General features: G+C 49.5%; 28 protein-coding genes and 1 pseudogene. 17 read left to right on the forward strand and 12 right to left on the reverse strand.

Annotated features, from left to right (window positions below):
* Positions 1-8: 8 nt before the first annotated feature.
* Both rspA and FEK66_RS22105 read right to left on the reverse strand, forming a co-directional pair.
* The gene (gene rspA, locus FEK66_RS22100; RefSeq protein ID WP_135406695.1) at positions 9-1223 is read right to left on the reverse strand and encodes a starvation-sensing protein RspA; all 1215 of its coding nucleotides are present in this window, start codon (positions 1221-1223) and stop codon (positions 9-11) included.
* A gap of 219 nt (positions 1224-1442) precedes the next feature.
* The gene (locus FEK66_RS22105) at positions 1443-1769 is read right to left on the reverse strand and encodes a YnfA family protein (RefSeq protein WP_130209283.1); all 327 of its coding nucleotides are present in this window, start codon (positions 1767-1769) and stop codon (positions 1443-1445) included.
* Between the two features lie 134 nt (positions 1770-1903).
* Here FEK66_RS22105 and FEK66_RS22110 point away from each other — a divergent pair, with 134 nt between their 5' ends.
* A complete protein-coding gene (locus FEK66_RS22110; protein ID WP_130209285.1) occupies positions 1904-2245 on the forward strand; it encodes a DUF1283 family protein in 342 nt (113 codons plus the stop codon).
* Positions 2246-2279: 34 nt separating this feature from the next.
* On the forward strand, positions 2280-2840 hold the full coding sequence (gene speG / locus FEK66_RS22115; protein ID WP_064529978.1) for a spermidine N1-acetyltransferase: 561 nt from the start codon (positions 2280-2282) through the stop codon (positions 2838-2840).
* A 2-nt stretch (positions 2841-2842) separates the two neighbouring features.
* On the opposite strand, the gene FEK66_RS22120 is transcribed toward speG, so the two are convergent.
* Positions 2843-3553, reverse strand: a complete 711-nt coding sequence (locus tag FEK66_RS22120) for a YnfC family lipoprotein (RefSeq protein WP_130209287.1) — start codon at positions 3551-3553, stop codon at positions 2843-2845.
* A gap of 106 nt (positions 3554-3659) precedes the next feature.
* Between FEK66_RS22120 and FEK66_RS22125 the strand changes: the two genes are divergently transcribed.
* The 4 genes and pseudogenes from FEK66_RS22125 to clcB all read left to right on the forward strand — a co-directional run bounded on the left by FEK66_RS22125 (position 3660) and on the right by clcB (position 6213).
* Positions 3660-3965, forward strand: a complete 306-nt coding sequence (locus FEK66_RS22125) for a DUF1161 domain-containing protein (RefSeq protein ID WP_130219129.1) — start codon at positions 3660-3662, stop codon at positions 3963-3965.
* A gap of 52 nt (positions 3966-4017) precedes the next feature.
* Positions 4018-4104: pseudogene (locus FEK66_RS26075) on the forward strand (hypothetical protein); the annotation flags it as partial.
* Positions 4105-4146: 42 nt separating this feature from the next.
* Complete coding sequence (gene dmsD, locus FEK66_RS22135) at positions 4147-4761, forward strand: Tat proofreading chaperone DmsD (RefSeq protein ID WP_135495312.1); 615 nt, start codon at positions 4147-4149, stop codon at positions 4759-4761.
* A gap of 159 nt (positions 4762-4920) precedes the next feature.
* Positions 4921-6213 (forward strand): voltage-gated ClC-type chloride channel ClcB, encoded by a 1293-nt coding sequence (clcB, locus tag FEK66_RS22140; protein ID WP_135495313.1) that lies wholly within the window; start codon positions 4921-4923, stop codon positions 6211-6213.
* Here clcB and bioD read toward each other — a convergent pair.
* The 3 genes from bioD to FEK66_RS22155 form a co-directional block, all read right to left on the reverse strand.
* Positions 6166-6861 (reverse strand): dethiobiotin synthase, encoded by a 696-nt coding sequence (bioD, locus tag FEK66_RS22145; RefSeq protein ID WP_064529985.1) that lies wholly within the window; start codon positions 6859-6861, stop codon positions 6166-6168. The two genes, clcB and bioD, sit on opposite strands and share 48 nt — an antisense overlap.
* A gap of 125 nt (positions 6862-6986) precedes the next feature.
* Positions 6987-8207, reverse strand: coding sequence for a sugar metabolism global transcriptional regulator Mlc (mlc, locus tag FEK66_RS22150; RefSeq protein ID WP_130209295.1), 1221 nt, complete (start codon positions 8205-8207; stop codon positions 6987-6989).
* A gap of 134 nt (positions 8208-8341) precedes the next feature.
* Positions 8342-9235: a LysR family transcriptional regulator gene (locus tag FEK66_RS22155; RefSeq protein WP_135495314.1), complete on the reverse strand. Its 894-nt coding sequence runs from the start codon at positions 9233-9235 to the stop codon at positions 8342-8344.
* Positions 9236-9341: 106 nt separating this feature from the next.
* Here FEK66_RS22155 and FEK66_RS22160 point away from each other — a divergent pair, with 106 nt between their 5' ends.
* The 4 genes from FEK66_RS22160 (at position 9342) to FEK66_RS22175 (ending at position 12419) form a co-directional block, all read left to right on the forward strand.
* Positions 9342-10595 (forward strand): MFS transporter, encoded by a 1254-nt coding sequence (locus tag FEK66_RS22160; protein WP_130209299.1) that lies wholly within the window; start codon positions 9342-9344, stop codon positions 10593-10595.
* A 418-nt stretch (positions 10596-11013) separates the two neighbouring features.
* Entirely contained in the window at positions 11014-11322 is a 309-nt protein-coding gene (gene asr, locus FEK66_RS22165) for an acid resistance repetitive basic protein Asr (protein ID WP_240782961.1), read from the forward strand.
* A 92-nt stretch (positions 11323-11414) separates the two neighbouring features.
* On the forward strand, positions 11415-11498 hold the full coding sequence (locus FEK66_RS22170) for a hypothetical protein (protein ID WP_000233091.1): 84 nt from the start codon (positions 11415-11417) through the stop codon (positions 11496-11498).
* A gap of 99 nt (positions 11499-11597) precedes the next feature.
* Positions 11598-12419, forward strand: a complete 822-nt coding sequence (locus FEK66_RS22175; RefSeq protein ID WP_130209303.1) for a serine protease — start codon at positions 11598-11600, stop codon at positions 12417-12419.
* Positions 12420-12457: 38 nt separating this feature from the next.
* Here the strand turns inward: FEK66_RS22175 and mdtI are convergent, their stop codons facing one another.
* Together mdtI and mdtJ are read right to left on the reverse strand one after the other, a co-directional pair.
* A complete protein-coding gene (gene mdtI / locus FEK66_RS22180) occupies positions 12458-12787 on the reverse strand; it encodes a multidrug/spermidine efflux SMR transporter subunit MdtI (RefSeq protein WP_130219061.1) in 330 nt (109 codons plus the stop codon).
* On the reverse strand, positions 12774-13139 hold the full coding sequence (gene mdtJ, locus FEK66_RS22185) for a multidrug/spermidine efflux SMR transporter subunit MdtJ (RefSeq protein ID WP_130209307.1): 366 nt from the start codon (positions 13137-13139) through the stop codon (positions 12774-12776). The genes mdtI and mdtJ overlap by 14 nt, the downstream gene beginning before the upstream one ends.
* 406 nt (positions 13140-13545) lie before the next feature.
* Between mdtJ and tqsA the strand changes: the two genes are divergently transcribed.
* On the forward strand, positions 13546-14580 hold the full coding sequence (gene tqsA, locus FEK66_RS22195; protein ID WP_130209311.1) for an AI-2 transporter TqsA: 1035 nt from the start codon (positions 13546-13548) through the stop codon (positions 14578-14580).
* Between the two features lie 24 nt (positions 14581-14604).
* Here the strand turns inward: tqsA and pntB are convergent, their stop codons facing one another.
* Both pntB and pntA read right to left on the reverse strand, forming a co-directional pair.
* A complete protein-coding gene (gene pntB, locus FEK66_RS22200; RefSeq protein WP_130209313.1) occupies positions 14605-15993 on the reverse strand; it encodes a Re/Si-specific NAD(P)(+) transhydrogenase subunit beta in 1389 nt (462 codons plus the stop codon).
* Positions 15994-16003: 10 nt separating this feature from the next.
* Positions 16004-17536, reverse strand: coding sequence for a Re/Si-specific NAD(P)(+) transhydrogenase subunit alpha (gene pntA / locus FEK66_RS22205; protein WP_130219055.1), 1533 nt, complete (start codon positions 17534-17536; stop codon positions 16004-16006).
* A gap of 521 nt (positions 17537-18057) precedes the next feature.
* Between pntA and ydgH the strand changes: the two genes are divergently transcribed.
* The 3 genes from ydgH to folM all read left to right on the forward strand — a co-directional run bounded on the left by ydgH (position 18058) and on the right by folM (position 21333).
* A complete protein-coding gene (ydgH, locus tag FEK66_RS22210) occupies positions 18058-19002 on the forward strand; it encodes a DUF1471 family protein YdgH (protein ID WP_135495316.1) in 945 nt (314 codons plus the stop codon).
* Positions 19003-19190: 188 nt separating this feature from the next.
* A complete protein-coding gene (locus FEK66_RS22215; protein ID WP_130209319.1) occupies positions 19191-20573 on the forward strand; it encodes an amino acid permease in 1383 nt (460 codons plus the stop codon).
* Positions 20574-20610: 37 nt separating this feature from the next.
* Positions 20611-21333: a dihydromonapterin reductase gene (gene folM / locus FEK66_RS22220; RefSeq protein WP_130209321.1), complete on the forward strand. Its 723-nt coding sequence runs from the start codon at positions 20611-20613 to the stop codon at positions 21331-21333.
* Here folM and FEK66_RS22225 read toward each other — a convergent pair.
* Positions 21330-21665: a GlpM family protein gene (locus FEK66_RS22225; protein ID WP_135495317.1), complete on the reverse strand. Its 336-nt coding sequence runs from the start codon at positions 21663-21665 to the stop codon at positions 21330-21332. The genes folM and FEK66_RS22225 overlap by 4 nt on opposite strands.
* A gap of 128 nt (positions 21666-21793) precedes the next feature.
* Here FEK66_RS22225 and rstA point away from each other — a divergent pair, with 128 nt between their 5' ends.
* The 3 genes from rstA (at position 21794) to tus (ending at position 24822) form a co-directional block, all read left to right on the forward strand.
* On the forward strand, positions 21794-22513 hold the full coding sequence (rstA, locus tag FEK66_RS22230) for a two-component system response regulator RstA (protein ID WP_135495318.1): 720 nt from the start codon (positions 21794-21796) through the stop codon (positions 22511-22513).
* Positions 22514-22516: 3 nt separating this feature from the next.
* Positions 22517-23818: a two-component system sensor histidine kinase RstB gene (gene rstB, locus FEK66_RS22235; RefSeq protein WP_130209327.1), complete on the forward strand. Its 1302-nt coding sequence runs from the start codon at positions 22517-22519 to the stop codon at positions 23816-23818.
* Between the two features lie 74 nt (positions 23819-23892).
* On the forward strand, positions 23893-24822 hold the full coding sequence (gene tus / locus FEK66_RS22240) for a DNA replication terminus site-binding protein (RefSeq protein WP_130219049.1): 930 nt from the start codon (positions 23893-23895) through the stop codon (positions 24820-24822).
* Here the strand turns inward: tus and fumC are convergent.
* The gene (gene fumC / locus FEK66_RS22245; RefSeq protein WP_135495319.1) at positions 24819-26222 is read right to left on the reverse strand and encodes a class II fumarate hydratase; all 1404 of its coding nucleotides are present in this window, start codon (positions 26220-26222) and stop codon (positions 24819-24821) included. The two genes, tus and fumC, sit on opposite strands and share 4 nt — an antisense overlap.
* Between the last annotated feature and the right edge of the window lie 61 nt (positions 26223-26283).

A 26283-nucleotide genomic window follows, 5' to 3' on the forward strand; every position in this document is an offset into this window, starting at 1 on the left:
TTCCGTCCTTACCAGTTCCAGAGTGTGCCATCTTCCAGGCGTGCGACTGGCAGATATGCAGGTTCATAGGGATATTTCGCTGCCAGCTTTTCATCAAACTCGATGCCAAGACCCGGTTTATCGCCCGGATGCATATAGCCGTTATCAAACGTCCAGTTATGCGGGAAGACTTCGAGCATTTGTTCGGAATAGCCCATATATTCCTGAACGCCGAAATTTGGTACCCACAGATCAAAGTGCAGCGCCGCTGCCATGCAGACTGGTGACAAATCAGAAGGGCCGTGTGAGCCAGTGCGTACCTGATACAGGGATGCAAAATCAGCGATCCGACGCATACCGGTGATGCCGCCCGCATGAGTCAGCGTGGCGCGGATATAGTCAATGAGTTGTTCTTCTATCAGTTGTTTGCAGTCCCAAATGCTATTGAAGACTTCACCCACCGCAATTGGCGTGACGGTGTGTTGGCGAATGAGGCGGAAACACTCCTGGTTTTCCGCAGGCGTCGGGTCTTCCATCCAGAACATGCGATAATCTTCAATGCTTTTACCAAAGCGCGCCGCTTCAATAGGCGTTAAGCGATGGTGCATGTCATGCAGCAGATGTTCATCAAAACCAAACTTGTTACGTACCGCGTCGAACAGTTTTGGCATGAAGTCGAGATATTTTTCCGTCGACCACAACTGCTCTTCTGGCCACTGCCCTTTGGTCGCAGGTTCATAAGCCAGCCCTTTGCCTTTGGACATGCCATAGGTGGTCTTCATGCCTGGAATGCCGCACTGTACGCGGATGGCTTTGAATCCTAGTTCCTGATGACGAGCATAATCATCCAGTGCCTCATCAATGGAGTGACCGGTTGTGTGACAATAAACCATAACCCCTTCGCGAGACGCGCCACCCAGTAGCTGATAAAGCGGCATGTTGGCGGCTTTAGCTTTAATGTCCCACAGCGCCATATCAACAGCTGAAATGGCCGACATGGTGACTGGACCGCGACGCCAGTACGCCCCTTTATAGAAAAACTGCCAGATATCTTCGATACGGTGTGCATCGCGACCAATGAGTTGTGGGCAAAGATGATCTTGCAGATAAGATGCTACCGAAAGCTCGCGTCCGTTAAGCGTGGCATCGCCAAGACCGGTAATACCATCCTCGGTGGTGATTTTTAAGGTGACAAAATTACGTCCTGGACAGGTGACAAAAACTTCAGCCCCTACGATCTTCATGTTTTATTCCTTGCATCGATCTTCGTGATGCATGAAATCTACGCAGTTGAACCACTACCATACAAGTATGAAGACACAAAAAAGCCAGAATGATCACAAAAAAAGGCGCGTATTTGCGCCGTGAATAGATCTAAAGACAGCCAGATTTTGCTGTTATTTTGGACGCCATGTATGGCATATCTTATTAATAATAAAAGAGATTTATCATTCCAGGCAAAATCAAACTCGTCCCCAGCCAGCAACAATAATCAACATCCCGCATAGCGCGACCAATGCTCCAGTCCAGTCGTAGAGACTGAGTTTTACGCCATCCACAACCCGCAGCCACAGCAGCGCCGTGCAAACATAAACGCCACCATAAGCTGCATACACTCGCCCACTGGCCGCCGGATGCAATGTTAACAGCCAAACGAAAAGCGCCAGAGAAATCCCCGCCGGAACCAGCAGCCATACGCTGGCGTTCCGTTTAAGCCATAGCCAGGGCAGGAAGCATCCGACAATTTCACACAAGGCGGTAGCAAAAAACAGTAACGTTGTTTTAATCATTTTTGTCACTCATTGACATCATGTATATTTATGGCTCGACATAATATCATCACCCTCTACATCCTTCTGGTACGTTTTGCGTTCGCAGTGGATCGTGTAAAATCCCCTTTAAACATTCATGTAAGGAATGAATCATGAATATTACTTCCAGCAAACGGCTCGGACTGCTCGCTTTTCTGCTACCTTGCGCACTGGCATTTAGCGCAACGACTCATGCAGAAACCAATAAACTGGTGATTGAGTCTGGCGACAGCGCACAGAGTCGCCAACAGGCGACAATGGAAAAAGAACAATGGAATGAAACTCGCAATTTGCGTCAAAAAGTCAATAAACGCGCCGAAAAAGAATGGGATAAAGTTGACTCCGCATTCGATAGCCGCGATAAATGCGAACAAAGTGCCAACATTAATGCCTACTGGGAACCGAATACTTTACGTTGCCTGGACCGTCGTACTGGCCGCGTAATTACCCCCTAACCTGTTATTGATATAAGGAATGTAAGGACACGTTATGACAAGCGCCCACAGTGTTAAGCTACGTCCGCTGGAGCGTGAAGATTTACGCTATGTGCATCAACTCGACAATAACGCCAGCGTGATGCGTTACTGGTTTGAGGAACCCTACGAAGCCTTTGTTGAACTCTCTGATCTGTACGATAAACATATTCACGATCAGAGTGAGCGCCGTTTCGTGGTGGAGTGCGATGGTGAAAAAGCGGGTCTGGTGGAACTGGTTGAAATTAACCATGTCCACCGCCGCGCAGAATTTCAGATAATCATCTCCCCGGAATACCAAGGCAAAGGTCTGGCAACACGCGCAGCAAAATTAGCAATGGATTATGGCTTCACTGTTCTTAATCTCTATAAGCTGTATCTGATTGTCGATAAAGAGAATGAAAAAGCGATTCACATTTACCGTAAGCTCGGTTTTACGGTCGAAGGTGAACTGATGCATGAATTCTTTATTAATGGTCAATATCGTAATGCCATTCGCATGTGTATATTCCAGCATCAGTATCTGGCGGAACATAAAACGCCGGGTCAGGCGATGCTGAAGCCGACCGCGCAATAGCGTTAATAATAATCAATGGTATTTTTGATAGTGTAAACCCGTTCGACGGCGGGTTTTTCCGCTTCATCAACAATGATCAATTGGCAGTCCACCGGATTGGCGTGACTGTCATATTCACAGCTTTGCTTCACATTACCAACTTGTTGATTATTCAGTAAAGTAACCGCCGTGTAGTCGAGTTTTTTGATCGGATCAGTTGATGGTGTTGCAGTGACTGATAACGTTTTATCGTTGCTTACCGTGGTTTTACCCAACGGATAGCCCTGTTCATCATACCTATAATCCACTTTCATCTGTTTACTGCTGGCTTTAACGACAAAGCCATTATCATCGGTTTCCCAACTCACTCCGGCGGAAGGTAATTCTGCTAACTGGCATTTACCCTGTAAACGTACTTTTTTCTCCAGTGTCTGCGCATCACGGTAATAATTCGCATCCAGCACTAAGGCAACCACGGTATTATTTTCCAGATCCAATAATTCAAGCGAATCAAAGCAACCTTCTTCCGATAAGCTGCCTGAAACACGTTTCGTCACTTCCCCTTGTTCATTCATCAATGTCTGGGTGAAATCTTTAACCGGACCACGCAGCGGATCGAAATCAAATTCATTAGAGAAGCTGGCCATCTCTGGCGTAAAAGAAAACGTCACTTCTGCGCGATCGCATCCTGTAAGCATTATCGCGAGCAAACATGGCAGTAATTTGAAATTCACTTTAGTCACCAGACAGTAGAGATTATTATCAATCATAGTAGTAAATACAGTGCTTTACACGTGAAATGCTATGCTTAGTGAGTAATATTCATTTAAGGAGCCAATGATGAAAATCTCAACTTATTGCGCCGCGCTACTGCTCACAATTGCCTCACCCGCCGTGCTGGCCGCGCCAGATTCTTGTGAACGGATAAAGAGCGATATTTCACAGCGTATTATCAATAACGGTGTGCCAGAAAGTAGCTTTACTTTAAGTATTGTGCCAAATGATCAGATCGATCAACCTGACACCAGGGTGGTTGGCCATTGTGCCAATGATACTCATAAAATTCTCTATGACCGCACCACCAGCGGTAACAATTCTGCCCCTGCACAACCGACTCAGGATGGCGCGCCTGCCGAACCGCAGTAAAAAGTATGATGGACGCTGGCGCGTCTTATCAGGTCTACATACTGCAACGTGCTTGTGTCTCATACCGGGCGGTGAGATGATCGGGCGAGCGCGATTTTATGGCCTGCATATGACGGTAGGAATGGCCGTCGCAGGTTAACAACTTGGTGCGGGGCAAGCCGCACGTTTCAGGATGATAAGAATGACGCATTTTTCACAACAAGATAATTTTTCTGTCGCGGCGCGTGTGCTGGGGGCGCTGTTTTATTACGCCCCAGAAAGCGAGGAAGCCGCGCCTCTGGTTTCTGCAATGACCAACGATGGCTGGGAAACTCAGTGGCCTCTGCCGCAAACTTCTTTAGTGCCGCTAGTAACGGCTTTTCAGCAACAGAGTGAAGAGTCGCGTACACAGGCCTGGCAGCGTTTATTCGTTGGCCCGTGGGCGTTGCCGTCCCCGCCGTGGGGATCGGTCTGGTTGGATCGTGAATCGGTACTGTTTGGCGATTCAACGTTGGCACTTCGTCAATGGATGCGCGAAAAAGGCATTCAGTTTGAGATGAAGCAAAACGAGCCCGAAGATCACTTTGGCTCCTTGCTACTGATGGCGGCCTGGCTGGCGGAGAGCGGTCGTCAGACTGAGTGCGAAGAGTTGCTGGCGTGGCATCTTTTACCGTGGTCGACGCGCTTTCTCGAGGTGTTTATCGAAAAAGCAGAACACCCTTTTTATCGCACGCTTGGTGAACTGGCTCACTTAACGCTGGCTGAGTGGCAGTCACAATTGCTGATTCCCGTCGCAGTTAAGCCACTTTTTCGTTAAGGTTCCCGTAGCATTACCGGATGGCGGCAATATCGCGCCATCCCATATTAAATAAGTTACAGTGTCACACCATTTCCCTACTTAAAGCACGCACAGCTTTTGCGCCTGACGTCTTTTCCCTCAAAATAGATGCCCGTGTTTAAATTGCTATTTCTACTCATGCATCATCTACACCTTTACCCGGATCTGCGCACCATGTTCCGTCGTCTGCTTATCGCAATGATAATCGGTATTCTCGCGGCGTTTGCCGTTGCCGGATTCCGTCATGCCATGCTGTTGCTGGAGTGGTTGTTCCTGAGCAATGATTCCGGGAGTCTGGTCAATGCTGCGACAAACCTTTCTCCGTGGCGACGCTTGTTAACTCCTGCGCTCGGTGGTCTGGCGGCAGGTTTATTGCTCATGGGTTGGCAGAGAGTTACGCAGCAACGACCCCATGCGCCGACCGATTATATGGAAGCGTTGCAGAGCGAGGGGCAGTTCGATTACGCAGCAAGCCTGGTAAAATCACTTGCCTCTCTGCTGGTGGTGACAAGCGGTAGCGCAATTGGCCGTGAAGGGGCGATGATTCTGCTGGCGGCTCTTGCTGCATGCTGGTTTGCCCAACGTTTTACGCCGCGTGAAGAGTGGAAATTATGGATTGCCTGCGGTGCTGCGGCAGGCATGGCTGCAGCCTATCGCGCACCGCTTGCCGGGAGTTTATTTATTGCCGAAGTGCTGTTTGGCACCATGATGCTTGCCTCTCTTGGCCCAGTGGTGATTTCAGCCGTGGTGGCATTGCTTGTCAGCAATCTTATTAATCACAGCGATGCATTGCTCTACAGCGTTCAGCTCGAGGTGACGCTGCATGTGCGGGACTATGCGCTAATTATCAGTACCGGCGTACTGGCTGGTCTTTGCGGACCATTACTGTTGAAAATGATGAGCGCCAGTCATCAAGGTTTTGTTCACCTAAAACTGACGCCGCCCTGGCAGTTGGCGTTAGGGGGGGTGATCGTCGGCCTGCTTTCCCTGCTCACGCCTGCCGTATGGGGCAATGGTTATAGTACGGTGCAATCCTTTTTAACCACCCCACCACTGTTTACGGTCATTGCTGCGATCTTCATCTGCAAACTTTTTGCCGTGCTGGCCAGTAGCGGTTCCGGCGCGCCTGGCGGCGTGTTTACGCCAACGCTATTTATCGGGCTTGCAATTGGCATGCTGTATGGACGTAGCCTGGGGTTATGGATTCCAGGCGGCGAAGAAATGACGCTTTTACTCGGACTAACAGGGATGGCAACTCTGCTGGCTGCGACCACGCATGCGCCAATTATGTCGACATTGATGATATGTGAAATGACCGGGGAGTATCAGCTACTCCCCGGTTTATTGATTGCTTGCGTGATCGCGTCGGTAATGTCGCGGACCTTACACCCTGACTCTATCTACCGACAGCACACTACGCAGCATGGCTAAGCGGATGTATTGGCCCAGTTCTCGCTGTTCAGCTCGGGGCAGATAAGGTAGTTCACCAATGAGCGGTGCCGGGAGTTTTTTACCCAGCACATCAATGATTTCAGCATAATGCGCTAACCCAGGGTTAATACGATTAGCCACCCAGCCAATGAGAGGCAGACCGTCGTTCGCAATCGCTTGTGCGGTCAGAAGCGCATGGTTAATACAGCCTTCCTGAATACCCACCACCATCAACACTGGTAGCTGCTCCTGGACCACCCATTCAGAGAGCGGACGCAGATCATTCATCAGGCTACGCCATCCGCCAGTCCCCTCAACGACAACATGATCAACTTTGTCAGTCAGGTTAGCCAGACCATTTGAAATGAGCGTGTAATTGATTGGACAACTGTGCGCCACGCTACTTTCTTCTTCGCTTAACGCAATGGGATTGACTGCTTCATAAGGCAGTTCAATTGATGAAACACTCTGCAACACCAGGGCATCTTTGTTACGCAGCCCATCAGGTGTCTCTTTGCTCCCCTTCGCTACGGGTTTGTATCCCGCAACTGTTTTTCCCTGGGAGGCTAACGCTTGTAGCAATGCGCGGGAAACCACCGTTTTCCCTACAGAAGTGTCTGTACCTGTTATAAAGAAACGCTTCAGCATCACTAACTCCACCGTTATGCTTCACTAATATAAGCCAGGAAAATAATTCAACGTGGAAAGTCTAAGTTATGCTTTCTACACTCAATTTGAGATAGCGCAAATTTTGGTAGAACAGTTAAAAAATGTTAACCCTGCAACAGACGAATCAGCAAAGATCCATTATATAGCGCATCTTTTACCAGCGCGGCCCCTGCCATTGTCCCCTGATTGGTGAACTGAGTGCTCTCAACGCTAATATGCTGGCTGTATGCGGGAAGCGCCTGCTGACGGATGCTGTCAGAAATCACAGGGAACAGAATATTTGCCGCTTTGCTTAACGGCGAGCCAATCAGTATTTTTTGTGGGTTAAATAAATTCACCATGATGGCCAGAATGCGCCCAACATGCGCGCCTACGCCAGTGATAATATCCTTTGCCAGCAAGTCACCCTGCAACGCCGCATGGCATAATGAATCCACGCTCAAAGGCTGCCCGTGCAACATCGAACTCATTGACTGATTAAGACGTAATTGCGCCAGTTCGAGGATGCTGTCCACACTGGCGATGGTTTCCAGACAACCGTGGTTACCGCAATAACAGCGTTTACCATACGGATCCACTTGGGTATGACCAATTTCTACCAGGCTACTGCTTCCGGCATGTAACAAGTGACCGTCGGTAATCACGCCCGCGCCAACATTGTGATCAATTACCACCTGAATCACATCGCGCGCCCCGCGAGAGGCTCCAAATAATGCCTCGGCCATCGTCCATGCACTAATATCATGCTGAATGTAAACCGGTACACCTGTGTGCTGCTCCAGCGCTTCGCCGAGCGGCATCTCTTTCACATCCTCGTAAAACGGCATCCGGTGCACAATACCATTTTCCGTATCAATAATTCCCGGCAAAGTAATGGCGATGGATGTCAGGCGTTCGAGTTTTTTCTGATGACGGATAAAAAACTGATCAATATGCGCAATGATACGTTCCAGCAAAGGCAATTCATCCTGAAGCGCCAGTTCCTGTGTCTCTTCCACCACCAGCTTGCTGCTTAAATCACGCAGGGCAAGAAAAATTAAACCACGACTGATGCGCAGAGAAAGATAATGCCAGGCTTCTGTTTCCACCACCAACCCCACCGCAGGGCGGCCACGGTTTCCCCCTTCTTTAATTTCTAACTCTTGCACCAGATGCGCTTCTAGCATTTCGCGGACAATTTTGGTGATACTGGCGGGAGCCAGTTGCGCCATGCGGGAAAGGTCGATACGCGAAATAGGACCAAGCTGATCAATCAGGCGATAAACAGCACCCGCGTTGGTCTGCTTTATTTGATCAATATGTCCAGGCTGGTTTTCTGCAACCACCTTATACTCCCTATATTTTCGCGCTCCGAAATAATCTGTAGGCTATGGTGAAACACTTCAATGCGTGCCGTCAAATTTTTACTTAGCCATGTGATTAACAGCACACTTTTCGGGTTTTTTAGCTGAATTTTACCTCACCTGAGAGCATTCAGCAGCTGAATACGAAAGTTTCGCGCTGCCGGACTTTGTTCATGATGCGTCGCCCAGACCAACCACATTTCAGAAACCGCATCTTCTTCAGCAATAGGTATCCAACGCATTTCATTAAGCTGAACACGCTTAAATGAGGCAGGCAAAATCGAAACACCCAAACCGGCAGACACAAGGCCAATGATGGTCATCGCCTCGCCCACTTCCTGGGTAATAACCGGTGTAAGATTGTAGCGTCGCATCAGGCCCAGAATGTCATCATAAAGCCCGGTCCCGACGTGAGGATCAAAGAAAACAAACGGCTCTTTTGCCAGTTCCGCCAACGTAACTACAGATTTACCGGCTAACGGATGATCGTGCGGAATCATCGCCATAAGCGGTTCATGCACAATTACCGCATGGTTCAACGTCTCCGGCAGCAAAGTATTGCGTAACAGTCCCATATCGAGCGTCCCTTCGATAAGGGGCGCAATTTGCTCGCGGGTATTCATCTCGCGCGTCTGCAAATGGACATCAGGAAATTCGCGGCGAAATAACGATAAGGTATCTGACACTGCGCGAATGAATGGCGCCGATGAGGTAAAACCAATGCGTAACTCTCCCGCCTCCCCCTGATGCAGTCGTTCTGCTCGCGCGGCGGCATCGTCTACCAGAGAAAGAATTTGACGACTATCGGCAAGAAATTGTTTGCCTGCAGCGGTGAGCGCGACGCTTCGATTGGTCCTGGCCAGCAGGCACGCGCCAATTTGTTGCTCCAACGCCTGAATCTGTTGGCTTAGTGGCGGTTGAGAAATATTCAGGCGCGCAGCAGCTCGACCAAAATGCAATTCTTCTGCAACAGCGATGAAGTAACGTAGGTGACGCAATTCGATATTCATATTTCATACATATTATTTGAGACTATTAATATATTAGACATAACAATTCGATTTTCCTACTCTATTCCTGAGCTAACACAACGCGCATATTTAGTAAGGATTTCAAGTGAGTCGTACCACAACTGTTGATGGCGCTCCGGCAAGCGCCACTGACAAGCAAAACGTTTCCCAGCCAAACCTGTTCATCAAACGCGGTACGCCGCAATTTATGCGCGTGACCCTGGCGCTTTTTTCTGCCGGACTGGCAACCTTCGCACTTCTCTATTGTGTGCAACCTATCCTTCCGGTTCTTTCACAGGAGTTTGGCTTAACACCCGCAAACAGTAGTATTTCACTGTCAATTTCAACGGCAATGTTGGCTATCGGATTGCTGTTTACTGGCCCGCTTTCCGATGCCATTGGTCGCAAACCAGTGATGGTTACGGCGCTGTTATTGGCCTCCATCTGCACGTTACTTTCGACGATGATGACCAGCTGGCATGGCATTTTGGTGATGCGCGCCTTGATTGGCCTTTCATTAAGCGGCGTTGCTGCGGTGGGCATGACCTACCTTAGCGAAGAGATCCACCCGAGTTTTGTCGCCTTTTCGATGGGGTTGTACATCAGCGGTAACTCGATTGGCGGCATGAGCGGACGCTTAATTAGCGGTGTCTTCACCGATTTCTTCAACTGGCGAATTGCACTGGCAGCGATTGGCTGTTTCGCACTGGCCTCGGCGTTAATGTTCTGGAAAATTCTTCCAGAATCTCGCCATTTCCGCCCTTCCTCACTGCGCCCTAAAACATTGTTTATCAACTTCCGTCTGCACTGGCGCGACCAGGGATTGCCTTTATTATTCGCAGAAGGTTTTTTGCTGATGGGCTCATTCGTCACCCTGTTTAATTATATTGGCTATCGCTTGATGCTTTCCCCGTGGCATGTCAGCCAGGCGGTGGTGGGTTTATTATCGCTGGCCTATTTGACCGGTACCTGGAGTTCACCAAAAGCTGGAACCATGACCACCCGCTTCGGACGCGGTCCGGTGATGCTGTCTTCGACAGGTGTCATGCTTGTTGGCCTGTTAATGACATTGTTCAGTTCGATATGGCTGATTTTTGCCGGGATGTTGCTCTTCTCCGCCGGATTCTTTGCTGCTCACTCGGTCGCCAGTAGCTGGATTGGCCCCCGTGCTAAACGCGCCAAAGGCCAGGCATCCTCGCTGTATCTGTTCAGTTACTACCTGGGGTCAAGTATTGCCGGAACATTAGGTGGGGTCTTCTGGCATAACTACGGCTGGAACGGCGTTGGCGCCTTTATTGCGTCGATGCTGGTGGTCGCGATTATAGTGGGTACACGTTTGCACCATCGATTGCACGCCTGAAAAAATAAGCCCGGGCTGAGTAAAATACCCACCCGGGCTTATTGTCTGCTCAACTCAACTCAACGTTAATAACCATCCTAAAATAGACGAAGCGCCAGCCAATTCCCGCAGCGCATCTAATGTCATCAGGATAATAAATACCCAAATTAGCGGATTCATTTACTGTGTGTCATTTATTGATGATGCAAAGTAATTCTACCGTTTTGGGAACAGAGAAATAGTAAACTCGATCAAGACTACTGATATTAGTAGGGAATTTACCTTAAGTCACATCGCGTTATTATTTACCAATTTACTTTGTACATATCGTTACATGCCGAAACCAACCACTCACGGAAGCCTCTCATTACCCGAGATATAGTCATTACATCGGCCCCGTAGTGGGGTTGCATAAAAAAACCAAATTGAGGGTATGACAATGAAAAAAGTATTAGCTCTGGTTGTTGCCGCTGCGATGAGTCTCTCTTCTGCCGCTTTTGCCGCAGAGACTGCGACCACACCTGCCCCTGCAACTACTGCCACCAAAGCTGCACCTGCAAAAACCATTCATCATAAAAAACAGCATAAAGCAGCACCTGCCCAAAAAGCGCAGGCGGCTAAAAAGCATCATAAAAAAGCGAAAACCGAACAGAAAGCTCCGGAACAAAAAGCACAAGCCGCGAAAAAGCACACCAAGAAACACAGCCATCAGCAACCTGCAAAACCAGCTGCCCAACCAGCAGCTTAAGTTTTCAGCAGCAATAATGGCGCGCCCCCTCGCGCCTGAAAATTACGGCGCTAGACGGATAACGTTTAGCGCCGCCTTAAGCGGAGGGTACTATGGTGGGCCGTTATCGCTTTGAGTTCATTCTTATCATCCTTATTTTATGTGCATTGATTGCCACTCGCTTTTATCTTTTCTGATCGTAGTTATCTGATTTCACTCCCACTTTAATCCCGTCCCGGCTATAGTATTTATGAGGGTTTGCTTTTAATAATCATAATTACCCACCAGAGTGTGATATGCGTACAACCATTGCTGTAGTACTGGGTGCAATTAGTTTGACATCTGCATTGGTATTTGCAGATAAACCTGACAGTCCTGAATCGGCTAATGATGAAGTCAGCACCCTTTTTTTTGGTCATGATGATCGAGTGCCAGTAATTAACACGACCCAATCTCCGTGGGATGCGGTTGGGCAACTGGAGACTGCCAGTGGAAATCTCTGCACGGCCACCCTGATTGCGCCCAATCTCGCATTAACGGCGGGGCACTGTTTATTAACGCCGCCAAAAGGCAAACCAGACAAAGCAATTGCGCTGCGTTTTGTGTCGAATAAGGGGCTATGGCGCTATGAGATCCACAACATTGAAGGCCGCGTTGACCCGACATTAGGTAAACGGTTAAAGGCAAATGGAGATGGCTGGATTGTCCCGCCTGCTGCCGCGCCGTGGGATTTTGGTTTGATTGTGCTGCGCAATCCGCCTTCTGGCATTACACCCTTACCACTTTTCGAGGGAGACAAAGCAGCACTCACCGCCGCATTAAAAACGGCAGGTCGTAAAGTGACCCAGGCAGGCTATCCCGAGGATCACCTGGATACGTTGTACAGTCATAAAAATTGCGAAGTGACTGGCTGGGCGCAAACGTCGGTGATGTCGCATCAGTGCGATACCCTACCGGGTGACAGCGGTTCGCCGCTAATGCTGCATACTGATGACGGCTGGCAGTTGATTGGCGTGCAAAGTTCGGCGCCTGCGGCTAAGGATCGCTGGCGGGCTGATAACCGGGCTATCTCTGTTACCGGCTTTCGCGACAAACTGGAAGAGTTATCCCGGCAATAGCGTTTAAATGCTGCCCGAAAATACGGGCAGCATAAACATCAGGCGAGTTTCACCATGATCATTCCGGCTAACAACAGGACCAGACCAACCCAGCCTTTGCGGTTTAACCGCTGACCAAACAGGACCCAACCGGCTGCTAATGTGGCGACAATACCAAACCCACCCCACAGCGCATACGCCACTGACAAGTCAATCCCTTTCACTGCCTGGGATAGTGCACTAAAAGCAGCAAGTACCGCCGCCAGCGACAACAAGCCATAGACTTTACGGCGAAAGCCATCAGAAAATTTCAAAAAGACGTTAGCAATAATTTCCAGCACTATCGCCAATGCCAACCAGGCGGCGTGAATCCATTCAAACTGAGCCATGATTCTGCTCCAGCGTAGATTTACGCACTTTACGTGTACCCGATTTGATCAAGACAATCCCGGCAACCAGAGTTGTTAACCCGACAATTTTCATCAGCGATAAACTTTCATCAAATAACAGAACGCTAAACAGCGTAATAAATAAAATACCGATACCTTCCCACAGCGCATAGGCAACGCCTAACGCAATTTTTTTAACGGCGAAAGAGAGAAGTATATATGACAGAGAAATCATCACCAGCATTAAAATAAACCCGCTGTTTCCATCACTGACGCTAGCCCATTTCATAGATAACGTGCCGGTAATTTCTGTGGCAATAGCCAGACCTAATAAAATCCAATAAAAATACATTACCCTTCTCCTGCAAGAGAATTATTTTAATATTCGCTTAATTCAGCGAAAGTAAAGAGGTCAAGCCCAGCGCATAGCGCAAGCTTCGGCAGAAGAAAGGACTAAAGCGCGTTGCGCCAGTGCTGCTCACCTGCGAGCAAGATAGTGGATGAGGTACGAAGATGGGTAAATGTAGAAAATAACGTCCTGAACAAATTGTCCATAAAATTACAATTATCCGCAGTGTTGCTTCTCGTCATCGCGGATGATAATTGTCCTCGGTAGTTGAACACGTCTGATTTGTATCATAGCTTAAGAATTAACTCAAAACATTTTCATTTCTTTACCTGAGTGGTTTGATTTTCGTTATAATGCCGCCGCTAAAAATAAAATATTATTAGCGAAGGAAGAATATACGGGGATAAGCATGGCAAAGCCGATCATCACACTCAATGGTCTAAAAATCGTCATAATGTTGGGAATGCTGGTCATTATTCTGTGCGGTATCCGGTTTGCCGCCGATATCATCGTCCCCTTTATCCTCTCGCTATTTATCGCGGTAATACTTAATCCTCTGGTACAACGCATGGTTCGCTGGCGAGTGCCGCGCGTACTTGCGGTGTCAATTTTGATGACCATTATCGTGATGGCGATGGTGTTAATGCTGGCCTATCTCGGTTCAACACTCAATGAACTGACCCGCACTTTGCCACAGTATCGCAGCTCAATCATAAAACCGCTGCAGGCTCTGGAACCTTTATTACAGCGCGTGGGTATTGATGTCTCAGTTGACCAACTGGCTCATTACATTGATCCGAACTCGGCAATGACGTTGCTCACCAACTTACTGACTCAGTTATCTAATGCCATGTCGTCAATATTTTTATTGTTGCTGACGGTGTTGTTTATGCTGCTCGAAGTTCCACAACTACCCGGTAAACTCCAGCAAATGATGGCGCGTCCGGTTGAAGGGATGGCGGCAATACAGCGCGCGATTGACAGTGTGTCGCATTACCTGGTACTAAAAACGGCTATCAGCATCGTCACCGGACTGGTCGCCTGGGCGATGCTCGCTGCACTGGATGTTCGCTTTGCTTTTGTCTGGGGATTGCTGGCCTTTGCGCTTAATTACATACCCAATATTGGTTCAGTTCTGGCAGCAATTCCCCCTATTGCTCAGGTACTGGTGTTTAATGGTTTCTACGAGGCGTTACTTGTACTGGCGGGATATCTGCTGATTAATTTGGTCTTCGGCAATATTCTGGAACCACGCATTATGGGGCGCGGGTTAGGACTTTCCACACTGGTGGTTTTTTTGTCATTAATTTTTTGGGGATGGTTGTTAGGACCTGTAGGTATGCTGCTTTCTGTGCCGTTGACGATTATTGTCAAAATTGCACTTGAGCAAACGGCGGGAGGCCAAAGCATCGCCGTTCTGTTAAGCGATCTCAATAAAGAGTGACGGCCTCCGTAGAGGCCGTTGAGGTTACAGAGCTTTGAGGATTGCATCCACGCTGGCTTTGGCGTCACCAAACAGCATGTGGGTGTTCTCCTTGAAGAACAGCGGGTTTTGCACGCCAGCATAGCCGGTGTTCATCGAGCGTTTAAAGACAATCACGTTCTGCGCTTTCCACACTTCCAGAACAGGCATGCCAGCAATCGGGCTCTTCGGATCGTCCTGTGCCGCCGGGTTAACCGTATCGTTGGCACCAATCACCAGTACGGTATCGGTATCAGCGAAGTCATCGTTGATTTCGTCCATTTCCAGCACGATGTCATACGGTACTTTCGCTTCCGCCAGCAACACGTTCATATGCCCTGGCAAACGCCCCGCAACCGGGTGAATCCCGAAGCGCACATTGATACCGCGCGCACGCAGTTTCTCGGTGATTTCTGCGACCGGATACTGTGCCTGCGCTACCGCCATGCCATACCCTGGAGTAATGATTACTGAATGCGAGTTTTTCAGCAGCTCCGCCGTCTCTTCTGCGGTGATTTCGCGGTGCTCGCCCACTTCCTGATCATCGCCGGTAGAGGAACCATCAGTGCCGAAACCGCCCGCAATGACGCTGATAAAGGAACGGTTCATCGCCTTACACATAATGTAAGAAAGAATCGCGCCCGACGAACCGACCAGCGCACCGGTCACAATCAGCAGGTCGTTACTGAGCATAAAGCCCGCCGCTGCCGCCGCCCAACCGGAGTAGGAGTTCAGCATCGACACCACCACTGGCATATCAGCGCCACCGATGGAAGCCACTAAATGCCAACCGAAGACCAGCGCTATAGCGGTCATTATCAGCAATGCCAGCACCTGCAAGCCAACACTATCGGTACGAACAAACACCATCAACAGCAGGAAGGAAACGACCAATGCAGCCAGGTTCATTTTATGGCGGTTTGGCAGCATCAACGGTTTAGACGAAATCTTTCCGCACAGCTTACCGAACGCCACAACCGAACCGGTAAAGGTTACCGCACCAATAAAGATGCCAAGGAACACTTCCGTCAGGTGAATGTTGGCCAGAATCGGTGCCATTCCCGCGTCATGATGCAGATAGCTGTTAAAGCCAACCAGCACCGCCGCCAGCCCCACGAAGCTATGCAGGATCGCCACCAGTTCCGGCATTTCAGTCATTTCGACTTTCTTCGCCAGACGGATACCAATCGCGCCACCAATGACCATCGCAACCAGGATCCAGCCAACATTGCCAGTATCCGGCCCGAAGATGGTTGCAATTAACGCAATCGCCATCCCGGCGATACCGAAGTTGTTACCACGGCGAGACGTTTCATGTTTAGAAAGCCCGGCCAGACTGAAGATAAACAGGATCGCGGCAACAATGTATGCAGCTGTAACTAATCCTCCAGACATATGTTACCCCTTAGTTTTTGCGAAACATTTTCAGCATGCGCTGAGTCACGGTAAAGCCACCGAAAATATTAATGCTGGCGATAAGCACCGCGATAAAACTAAGGAAGCTAACCCAGCCGCCCTGGCCAATCTGCAATAGAGCTCCGACAACAATAATCCCTGAAATCGCGTTAGTAACCGACATCAGCGGCGTATGCAACGCGTGGGAGACATTCCACACCACGTAATAACCTACGACGCAGGCCAGCGCGAAAACGGTAAAGTGCCCGAGGAATTCTTTCGGTGCTACGCTTGCCAACCAGCCGAAAAGGATGATTGCCAGCGCCATCAGCGCATATTTACGCCACGGTGAGCAGGCACATTTTTCTTCGGTTTTAACATCAGGTGCCGCTTTCTGTGCTGCCTGCGGTTGGACTGAAACCTGAATCGGCGGCGCCGGCCAGGTAATTTCGCCAGAACGGATCACGGTCACGCCTCGAATCACCACATCATCAAAATCAACCGTGATATTGCCGTCTTTCTCTTTGCACAACAGTTTCAGCAGATTGACAAGGTTGGTGCCGTAAAGCTGTGAGGATTGCGTCGGCAGGCGACCAGGAAGATCGGTGTAGCCAATCACTTTGACACCATTCTCCGTGGTGAAGATTTCACCCGGCACGGTGTATTCACAGTTACCACCGTTTTGGGCTGCCAGGTCGACAATCACACTACCCGACTTCATAGAATCAACCATTTCACGGGTAATCAGTTTCGGTGCTGGTTTGCCTGGAATAAGCGCGGTGGTCACAATGATATCGACCTCTTTTGCCTGGGCGGCAAAGAGTTCCATTTCTGCTTTGATGAACGCTTCCGACATCACTTTGGCGTAACCATCGCCGCTACCGGCTTCCTCTTTAAAATCCAGCTCGAGGAATTCCGCGCCCATACTTTGAACTTGTTCTTTCACTTCCGGGCGGGTATCGAATGCACGCACAATTGCGCCGAGGCTGTTTGCTGCGCCAATGGCGGCCAGACCTGCAACACCCGCACCAATCACCATCACTTTTGCTGGCGGCACTTTACCTGCTGCAGTGATTTGCCCGGTAAAGAAACGCCCAAACTCATGAGCCGCTTCAACAATGGCGCGATAACCAGCGATGTTCGCCATCGAACTTAACGCATCAAGCGATTGAGCACGTGAGATACGTGGTACAGAGTCCATCGCCATCACGGTTACGTTACGCTCCGCGAGTTTTTGCATTAACTCCGGATTCTGCGCGGGCCAGATGAAGCTCACCAGCGTGGTCCCCGGATTTAGTAACGCAATTTCATCATCTAACGGCGCATTGACCTTCAGAATGATCTCTGACTGCCAGACGTTATTCCCTTCTACAATTTCGGCGCCCGCTTGCACAAACGCTTTATCGTCAAAACTAGCCAGTTGACCTGCGCCGCTCTCTACCGCGACGGTAAAACCTAGTTTCAGCAACTGCTCCACTGTTTTCGGCGTTGCTGCAACACGGGTTTCATTGGTTAACCGTTCTCTTGGTATGCCAATTCGCATGATATTCCCTTCCATCGGTTTTATTGATGATGGTTTGCCTGTGTTTTTGATACACAAGCCGCTCATGTACGAGCTAAATGTTACTCCGTTAAAATAAATTAGTAACAAACGCCTATAACGTACTGAAAATAATGCCTGTGATCTAGCGTCAAAAATCAGTATTTCGGCGTGAACTCGCAAAATATTAACGATTCAGCCTTGATAGCGGGATAAACACCGTAGAACACAGGATAGTGGGCGATAATTGTCTTTGATAATCAGGTAAAACATGAGATTTCACCGACGCCAGCCACCAGTTAACATTAAATTAACTTATACAATTCAGCCAGTTCAGTCATTCTTCTGTTATTGTGGCTATTTTTTAAGCGCGATGCTCATTCGATCAGATTTAAAATCAAATCAAGAAGTCTGATATCAAAAAATCACGCAGACAGTTACACACTTTAAATGCAATAATCAGCCACGTTTCTCGTTAATAACAATACCAGTACCTGGTTTGCGCAAGGCGAAGGATTATTTTTATGAAGCTTAAGAACACCCTCCTGGCGTCGGCACTGCTTTCTGCTACGGCATTTTCCGTTAACGCAGCAACAGAACTGACACCGGAGCAAGCGGCAGCGGTTAAACCTTTTGACCGTGTAGTGGTTACCGGTCGTTTTAATGCCATTGGCGAAGCGGTTAAAGCCGTTTCCCGTCGCGCTGATAAAGAAGGCGCCGCCTCTTTTTATGTTGTCGACACTTCAGATTTCGGTAACAGCGGTAACTGGCGTGTGGTTGCCGATCTTTATAAAGCCGATGCTGGAAAAGCAGAAGCTGATAAGAATCGCGTTTTTAATGGCGTTATTGAACTGCCTAAAGACCAGGCTGTTTTGATCGAACCGTATGACACCGTGACCGTGCAAGGTTTCTTCCGTAGCCAGCCGGAAGTGAACGATGCCATCACCAAAGCAGCAAAAGCGAAAGGTGCCTACTCTTACTACATCGTTCGCCAGATAGATGCCAACCAGGGCGGCAACCAGCGTATTACTGCGTTCATCTACAAACAAGATGCTAAAAAACGCATCGTCCAGAGCCCGGATGTGATCCCTGCGGATTCTGATGCTGGTCGCGCGGCACTGGCCGCAGGTGGCGAAGCCGCGAAGAAAGTTGAAATCCCGGGCGTTGCCACCACTGCATCACCAAGTGCTGAAGTTGGTCGTTTCTTTGAAACTCAGTCCTCAAAAGGCGGACGTTACACTGTCACGCTTCCTGACGGCACCAAAGTAGAAGAACTGAACAAAGCGACCGCAGCAATGATGGTTCCGTTCGATAGCATTAAGTTCTCGGGTAACTACGGCAACATGACCGAAGTCTCCTACCAGGTTGCTAAACGTGCCGCGAAGAAAGGTGCTAAGTATTACCACATCACCCGCCAGTGGCAGGAACGTGGTAACAACCTGACCATCAGTGCAGACCTGTATAAATAAATAACTATTCAGTATCACATTAAGGCGGCTTTATGCCGCCTTTCAGATTTTTAGCTACAAATTTTCCCGCAACCATTGCATGCCGCCACTTCTCTTCGTAAAATCCCGCGCTTTAGTGGCATTCACCATTTTTATGCGTTTTGCCCTAATATTTATTCTTCTGAACACGTTTTAAACACTGGATATCGATGGAAAAGAAACTGGGACTGAGCGCACTCACCGCGCTGGTATTAAGCTCAATGCTGGGCGCGGGTGTTTTCAGTCTGCCGCAAAATATGGCGGCGGTTGCCAGCCCGGCAGCACTGCTCATCGGCTGGGGTATTACTGGCGCTGGCATCTTATTGCTGGCCTTTGCCATGCTGATCCTGACACGCATTCGTCCCGACCTTGACGGCGGTATTTTTACCTATGCACGGGAAGGGTTTGGTGAGTTAATCGGCTTCTGCTCCGCGTGGGGATACTGGCTATGTGCGGTTATCGCCAACGTCTCTTATCTGGTTATCGTCTTTTCCGCATTAAGTTTCTTCACCGATACGCCGGAACTACGCCTGTTTGGCGATGGTAACACCTGGCAATCGATCGTCGGTGCATCGGCATTATTGTGGATTGTTCACTTTTTGATTCTGCGCGGCGTACAAACCGCCGCCAGCATTAACCTGGTGGCGACATTGGCAAAATTATTGCCGCTTGGTTTGTTTATTGTGCTGGCGATGATGATGTTCAAACTGGACACCTTCAAGCTCGACTTTACAGGCCTTGCGCTTGGCGTGCCGGTATGGGAACAGGTGAAAAACACCATGCTGATCACACTGTGGGTATTCATTGGTGTGGAAGGTGCGGTGGTTGTTTCTTCACGGGCGCGGAATAAACATGATGTTGGCAAAGCAACGCTTCTGGCGGTGCTTTCTGCACTGGGCGTTTATTTATTGGTCACCCTGCTTTCGCTGGGGGTGGTTGCTCGTCCTGAACTGGCTGAGATTCGTAACCCGTCTATGGCCGGTCTGATGGTGAAAATGATGGGGCCGTGGGGCGAGATTATCATCGCTGCCGGATTGATCGTTTCTGTTTGTGGCGCGTATCTAAGCTGGACCATTATGGCGGCAGAAGTCCCCTTCCTGGCAGCGACGCATAAGGCATTCCCGCGTATTTTTGCGCGCCAGAATGCACAAGCAGCGCCGTCTGCCTCGCTGTGGCTGACCAACATCTGCGTGCAAATTTGTCTGGTTCTGATCTGGCTGACCGGCTCTGATTACAACACGTTGCTGACCATCGCCTCAGAGATGATTCTGGTGCCCTATTTCCTGGTTGGCGCATTCTTGTTGAAAATCGCTACTCGTCCACTGCATAAAGCGGTAGGTGTCGGCGCCTGCATTTATGGCTTATGGTTATTATACGCTTCAGGCCCAATGCACCTGTTGTTGTCCGTCGTTTTGTATGCGCCAGGGCTACTGGTCTTCCTGTACGCGCGTAAAACGCATACACATGATAATGTATTGAATCGTCAGGAAATGGTGCTGATTGGCATGCTGTTAATTGCCGCAGTTCCGGCTACCTGGATGCTGGTGGGATAACTTTCGTCCCATCGTTTGCTTGCAAAGGAGATTAACGATGGGGAAAACCCAGCCCTTGCCAATATTAATCACTGGCGGAGGCCGTCGTATCGGCCTCGCTCTCGCCTGGCATTTCATTAATCAAAAGCAACCGGTGATTGTCAGCTATCGGACGCACTATCCTGCCATTGATGGACTGGTTAATGCAGGTGCGCAGTGTATTCAGGCTGATTTTTCAACGAACGACGGCGTGATGGCGTTTGCCGATGAAGTGTTAAAAACCACCCACGGCCTGCGTGCCATTTTGCATAACGCCAGTGCGTGGATGGCAGAAAAACCAGGTATGCCACTGACTGATGTTCTGGCCTGCATGATGCAGATCCATGTTAATACTCCTTACCTGCTCAACCATGCGCTGGAAAGATTACTGCGCGGTCACGGACACGCCGCCAGCGATATCATTCACTTCACCGATTATGTGGTGGAGCGCGGAAGCGACAAACATATTGCCTATGCTGCAAGCAAAGCGGCACTGGATAATATGACCCGTTCATTTGCCCGCAAGCTGGCACCGGAAGTGAAAGTGAATTCTATTGCACCATCGCTGATCCTGTTTAACGAGCATGATGATGCCGAATATCGCCAACAGGCGCTGAATAAATCACTGATGAAAACCGCACCTGGTGAGAAAGAAGTTATCGATCTTGTCGATTACTTACTCACCAGTTGCTTTGTAACCGGACGCAGTTTCCCGCTTGATGGCGGTCGTCATTTGCGTTAATGCAGTTTCATCCAGCAAATAATTAGCCCCCATGCGCTTAACCCCCAGCACACAACAGAACCCACAAAAGCAGCGGGCAAGCGCATGATTCCGGTGAAATACCACAACGACGCCAGATAAACAAAATAGGGAATAATCGACCACATACTGAAAACGATTGTGGCGCGTAAAGCTTCAATGCCGCGTTCACTGACAACAATATAATGCGCGATGAGCGCAAAGGTCGGAAAAAGCGGGATCAGCCCGGCGATATAGTAATTTTTCGTTCTTGCTAATACACCAATCAACACCACCACCAGCGCACCAAGCGCGGCTTTGATTACCAGCCCCATTGTTTTACCTTAACACTTCCATAACAAACCATCTGTAGAATACCCGATGCAACCTTGTTTAGAAACGATTGATAGTAAGTAAAATCAGCGCGGTGTATTGTGACGTTTTTATATCTGCCGTGAATAATATGAACACTATCGTATTTGTGGAAGATGACACTGAAGTTGGTTCACTGATTGCCGCGTACCTGGCAAAGCATGATATGCAGGTTACCGTGGAACCGCGCGGCGACCATGCCGAAGAGACAATTCTGCGGGAAAATCCGGATCTGGTGCTGCTTGATATCATGCTGCCTGGCAAAGACGGAATGTCCATCTGCCGCGATTTACGCGCAAAATGGTCCGGGCCGATTGTTCTGCTGACCTCTCTCGATAGCGATATGAACCACATTCTGGCGCTGGAAATGGGCGCCTGCGACTATATTCTCAAAACAACGCCCCCCGCTGTTCTGTTGGCGCGTTTACGTTTACATTTGCGTCAGAACGAACAAGCGACGCTGACCAAAGGTATTCAGGAAACATCTCTGACACCTTACAAACCATTGCATTTCGGTACGTTAACTATCGACCCCATCAACCGCGTAGTGACACTTGCTAGCCATGAGATTTCACTCTCGACGGCTGATTTTGAATTGTTATGGGAACTAGCCACCCATGCCGGACAAATTATGGACCGCGATGCGCTGCTGAAGAATTTACGCGGCGTCAGTTATGACGGGCTGGATCGTAGCGTGGATGTAGCTATTTCGCGGTTACGAAAAAAACTGCTCGATAACGCTGCCGAACCCTACCGCATTAAAACCGTGCGTAACAAAGGCTATCTTTTTGCGCCTCATGCGTGGGAATAAACGATGAAAAAACTGTTTATCCAGTTTTATCTTTTGCTGTTTGTCTGCTTTCTGGTGATGTCTCTACTGGTTGGCCTGGTGTACAAATTTACCGCCGAACGTGCAGGCAAACAGTCGCTGGATGATTTGATGAACAGTTCGCTGTATCTGATGCGTAGCGAATTACGCGAGATCCCTCCACACGACTGGGGAAAAACGTTGAAGGAGATGGATTTAAATCTCTCTTTCGATCTGCGCGTCGAGCCGCTGAGTAAATATCATCTCGATAATAACGCCATGCACCGATTGCGTGGCGGAGAGATTGTTGCTCTGGATGATCAGTACACCTTTTTACAGCGTATCCCGCGCAGCCACTACGTTCTCGCCGTGGGTCCCGTTCCTTATCTTTATTTCCTCCATCAAATGCGTTTGCTGGATATCGTGCTGATCGCCTTTATTGCCATCTCCCTCGCCTTTCCGGTGTTTATCTGGATGCGTCCGCACTGGAAAGACATGTTAAAACTGGAAGCGGCGGCGCAACGATTCGGCGATGGGCATCTCAATGAGCGTATTCACTTTGATGATGGTTCAAGCTTTGAACGACTTGGCGTGGCGTTTAACCAGATGGCGGACAATATCAACGCGTTGATTGCCAGTAAAAAGCAGCTTATTGATGGCATTGCCCATGAACTGCGAACACCATTAGTGCGCCTGCGTTATCGGCTGGAGATGAGCGACAACCTGAACGCCACCGAGTCCCAGGCCTTAAATCGCGATATCAGTCAACTGGAAGCCTTAATTGAAGAACTGCTGACTTATGCCCGGCTCGATCGCCCGCAAAATGAACTGCATTTTAGCGAACCAGACCTGCCGTTGTGGCTGTCAACACATCTGCAAGATATTCAGGCCGTGACCCCCGACAAAACGGTACGGATAAAAACGATCACGCCAGGTAATTACGCGGCACTGGATATGCGCTTAATGGAGCGCGTGCTGGATAACTTACTCAACAACGCCCTGCGCTACTGCCATTCAACCGTTGAAACCAGCCTGCTACTGGCAGGAAACAGAGCAACATTGATTGTTGAAGATGATGGTCCGGGAATTGCGGCAGAAAATCGCGAGCATATCTTTGAACCCTTTGTTCGCCTCGATCCTAGTCGGGACCGTGCAACTGGCGGCTGTGGGCTGGGGCTGGCGATTGTCCACTCCATCGCTCTGGCAATGGGCGGCACGGTCAATTGTGACACCAGCGAACTGGGGGGCGCCCGCTTCTCGTTCAGCTGGCCACTGTGGCACAACATCCCGCAATTTACTTCTGCCTGACACCAAACGCACGGTGGTTAAGTTGTCGTCAATGTGCTATAAATAAAGTATGTTGTAACTAAAGTGGTAATTTTATGGCCCGTTACGATCTTGTTGACCGACTCAATACGACTTTTCGCCAGATGGAACAAGAACTGGCAGCGTTTGCCGCTGAACTTGAACAACACAAGTTGCTGGTTGCCCGCGTGTTCTCGTTACCGGAGGTCAAAAAGGAGGATGAGCATAATCCGCTTAATCGCATTGAGGTTAAGCAACATCTCGGGAAAGAAGCGCAGGCGCTGGCACTGCGTCATTTCCGCCATTTGTTTATTCAACAACAGTCCGAAAATCGCAGCAGCAAGGCGGCTGTTCGTCTGCCTGGCGTGTTGTGCTATCAGGTCGATAATCTTTCACAAACGGCGCTGGCAAGTCATATACAGCGCATCAATCAACTTAAAACCACTTTCGAGCATATCGTCACGGTTGAGTCAGAACTGCCTACGGCAGCGCGTTTTGAATGGGTACATCGTCATTTGCCGGGGCTGATTACCCTTAACGCTTATCGCACGCTCACCGTTCTGCACGACCCCGCCACTTTACGTTTTGGCTGGGCGAATAAACATATCATTAAAAATTTGCATCGTGATGAGGTGCTGGCGCAGTTGGAAAAGAGCCTGAAATCGCCACGTAGCGTTGCACCGTGGACGCGCGAGGAGTGGCAGGGAAAACTGGAACGCGAGTATCAGGATATTGCCGCCCTGCCACAGGATGCGAAGTTAAAAATCAAACGTCCGGTGAAAGTTCAGCCAATTGCCCGTGTCTGGTACAAGGGGGATCAAAAACAAGTTCAGCACGCCTGCCCGACACCGCTTATCGCGCTGATTAATAGGGATAATGGCGCAGGCATGCCAGACGTTGGTGAGCTGTTAAATTACGATGCCGACAATGTTCAGCATCGTTTTAAACCGCAGGCACAGCCGCTTCGTTTGATCATTCCCCGGCTGCACCTGTATGTTGCAGATTAACGCCCTGCTTTCATACTGCCGACCATCTGTTCTGGTCGTACCCAGCTATCAAACTCGGCTTCGCTAAGATAACCCAGCGCAAGGGCGGCAGCTTTTAAGGTCAGCCCTTCTTTGTGCGCTTTTTTGGCGATCTCCGCAGCTTTGTCATAGCCAATATGGGTGTTTAGCGCGGTCACCAGCATCAGCGATTCATTGAGTAATTGGTTGATACGCTCACGATTCGGCTCTATTCCCACCGCGCAGTGTTTGTTAAAACTTTCCATGCCATCTGCCAGCAAGCGTACCGATTGCAGGAAATTGTGGATCACCATCGGACGGAAGACGTTCAGTTCGAAGTTACCAGAAGCGCCGCCGATGTTGATTGCCACGTCATTCCCCATCACCTGGCAGCAAAGCATGGTTAACGCTTCACACTGCGTTGGGTTCACTTTTCCCGGCATGATTGAACTGCCAGGCTCGTTTTCCGGGATTGAGATTTCGCCAATGCCGCAACGTGGACCAGAAGCCAGCCAGCGGACGTCATTGGCAATTTTCATCAGTGACGCCGCCAATCCTTTTAACGCACCGTGCGCCTGAACCAGCGCATCACAGGTCGCCAGTGCTTCAAATTTGTTCGGTGCAGTAACAAACGGCGCACAGGTAATGACCGAAAGCTCGTCCGCCACGCGACGGGCATATTCCGGATGGGTGTTTAGTCCAGTACCCACAGCTGTACCGCCCAGAGCCAGTTCCCCCACGTGAGGCAGGCTGTATTCGATATGTTTGAGATTATGCTCAAGCATTGCTACCCAGCCGGAAATCTCCTGCCCCAAGGTCAGCGGCGTAGCGTCCTGCAAGTGGGTACGACCAATTTTGACGATATCAGCATACGCGCGGGATTTCTCATTCAGAGTTTGTGTCAGGGTTTTAAGTTGTGGAATGAGTTGCTTACGCAGCGCCAGCATCGCCGCAACGTGCATTGCTGTTGGAAAGACATCATTGGAACTCTGGCTTTTGTTCACATCGTCGTTAGGGTGAACTTTACGTTCCATCCCGCGCACACCGCCGAGCAGTTCGCTCGCTCGATTGGCCAGCACTTCGTTCATGTTCATATTGCTTTGCGTGCCGGAACCGGTCTGCCAGATTGCCAGTGGGAATTCATCATCATGCAGCCCCGCCAGCACTTCATCCGCCGCCTGACGAATGGCGCTCGCTTTCTCTTCAGACAGCAAGCCTAAATCTTCATTAACTTTTGCCGCTGCGCGCTTGGTTAGCGCCAGCGCATGAATCAGTGAGGTTGGCATTTTCTCCGTCGAAATGCGGAAATGCTCCAGCGAGCGTTGAGTTTGTGCGCCCCACAGCTTATCTGCCGGGACATCGATCGCACCCATCGAATCTTTTTCGCTGCGTACTGTTTTCATGGCCTGCTCCTCACCTGATTAATTTTTTTCTTCTTTGCTTACGTTAAGCAACTTTTAGCTC

Origin of the sequence: Escherichia sp. E1130, assembly GCF_005781065.1 — a bacterium.
Lineage (GTDB): Bacteria > Pseudomonadota > Gammaproteobacteria > Enterobacterales > Enterobacteriaceae > Escherichia.

What these genes read in the sequence shown, in the direction of transcription:
- rspA (WP_135406695.1), bottom strand. Translation starts at nt 1,223, where the DNA reads ATGAAGATCGTAGGGGCTGAAGTTTTTGTCACCTGTCCAGGACGTAAT.
- FEK66_RS22105 (WP_130209283.1), bottom strand. Translation starts at nt 1,769, where the DNA reads ATGATTAAAACAACGTTACTGTTTTTTGCTACCGCCTTGTGTGAAATT.
- FEK66_RS22110 (WP_130209285.1), top strand. Translation starts at nt 1,904, where the DNA reads ATGAATATTACTTCCAGCAAACGGCTCGGACTGCTCGCTTTTCTGCTA.
- speG (WP_064529978.1), top strand. Translation starts at nt 2,280, where the DNA reads ATGACAAGCGCCCACAGTGTTAAGCTACGTCCGCTGGAGCGTGAAGAT.
- FEK66_RS22125 (WP_130219129.1), top strand. Translation starts at nt 3,660, where the DNA reads ATGAAAATCTCAACTTATTGCGCCGCGCTACTGCTCACAATTGCCTCA.
- dmsD (WP_135495312.1), top strand. Translation starts at nt 4,147, where the DNA reads ATGACGCATTTTTCACAACAAGATAATTTTTCTGTCGCGGCGCGTGTG.
- clcB (WP_135495313.1), top strand. Translation starts at nt 4,921, where the DNA reads ATGCATCATCTACACCTTTACCCGGATCTGCGCACCATGTTCCGTCGT.
- bioD (WP_064529985.1), bottom strand. Translation starts at nt 6,861, where the DNA reads ATGCTGAAGCGTTTCTTTATAACAGGTACAGACACTTCTGTAGGGAAA.
- FEK66_RS22155 (WP_135495314.1), bottom strand. Translation starts at nt 9,235, where the DNA reads ATGAATATCGAATTGCGTCACCTACGTTACTTCATCGCTGTTGCAGAA.
- asr (WP_240782961.1), top strand. Translation starts at nt 11,014, where the DNA reads ATGAAAAAAGTATTAGCTCTGGTTGTTGCCGCTGCGATGAGTCTCTCT.
- FEK66_RS22170 (WP_000233091.1), top strand. Translation starts at nt 11,415, where the DNA reads ATGGTGGGCCGTTATCGCTTTGAGTTCATTCTTATCATCCTTATTTTA.
- FEK66_RS22175 (WP_130209303.1), top strand. Translation starts at nt 11,598, where the DNA reads ATGCGTACAACCATTGCTGTAGTACTGGGTGCAATTAGTTTGACATCT.
- mdtI (WP_130219061.1), bottom strand. Translation starts at nt 12,787, where the DNA reads ATGGCTCAGTTTGAATGGATTCACGCCGCCTGGTTGGCATTGGCGATA.
- mdtJ (WP_130209307.1), bottom strand. Translation starts at nt 13,139, where the DNA reads ATGTATTTTTATTGGATTTTATTAGGTCTGGCTATTGCCACAGAAATT.
- tqsA (WP_130209311.1), top strand. Translation starts at nt 13,546, where the DNA reads ATGGCAAAGCCGATCATCACACTCAATGGTCTAAAAATCGTCATAATG.
- pntB (WP_130209313.1), bottom strand. Translation starts at nt 15,993, where the DNA reads ATGTCTGGAGGATTAGTTACAGCTGCATACATTGTTGCCGCGATCCTG.
- pntA (WP_130219055.1), bottom strand. Translation starts at nt 17,536, where the DNA reads ATGCGAATTGGCATACCAAGAGAACGGTTAACCAATGAAACCCGTGTT.
- ydgH (WP_135495316.1), top strand. Translation starts at nt 18,058, where the DNA reads ATGAAGCTTAAGAACACCCTCCTGGCGTCGGCACTGCTTTCTGCTACG.
- FEK66_RS22215 (WP_130209319.1), top strand. Translation starts at nt 19,191, where the DNA reads ATGGAAAAGAAACTGGGACTGAGCGCACTCACCGCGCTGGTATTAAGC.
- folM (WP_130209321.1), top strand. Translation starts at nt 20,611, where the DNA reads ATGGGGAAAACCCAGCCCTTGCCAATATTAATCACTGGCGGAGGCCGT.
- FEK66_RS22225 (WP_135495317.1), bottom strand. Translation starts at nt 21,665, where the DNA reads ATGGGGCTGGTAATCAAAGCCGCGCTTGGTGCGCTGGTGGTGGTGTTG.
- rstA (WP_135495318.1), top strand. Translation starts at nt 21,794, where the DNA reads ATGAACACTATCGTATTTGTGGAAGATGACACTGAAGTTGGTTCACTG.
- rstB (WP_130209327.1), top strand. Translation starts at nt 22,517, where the DNA reads ATGAAAAAACTGTTTATCCAGTTTTATCTTTTGCTGTTTGTCTGCTTT.
- tus (WP_130219049.1), top strand. Translation starts at nt 23,893, where the DNA reads ATGGCCCGTTACGATCTTGTTGACCGACTCAATACGACTTTTCGCCAG.
- fumC (WP_135495319.1), bottom strand. Translation starts at nt 26,222, where the DNA reads ATGAAAACAGTACGCAGCGAAAAAGATTCGATGGGTGCGATCGATGTC.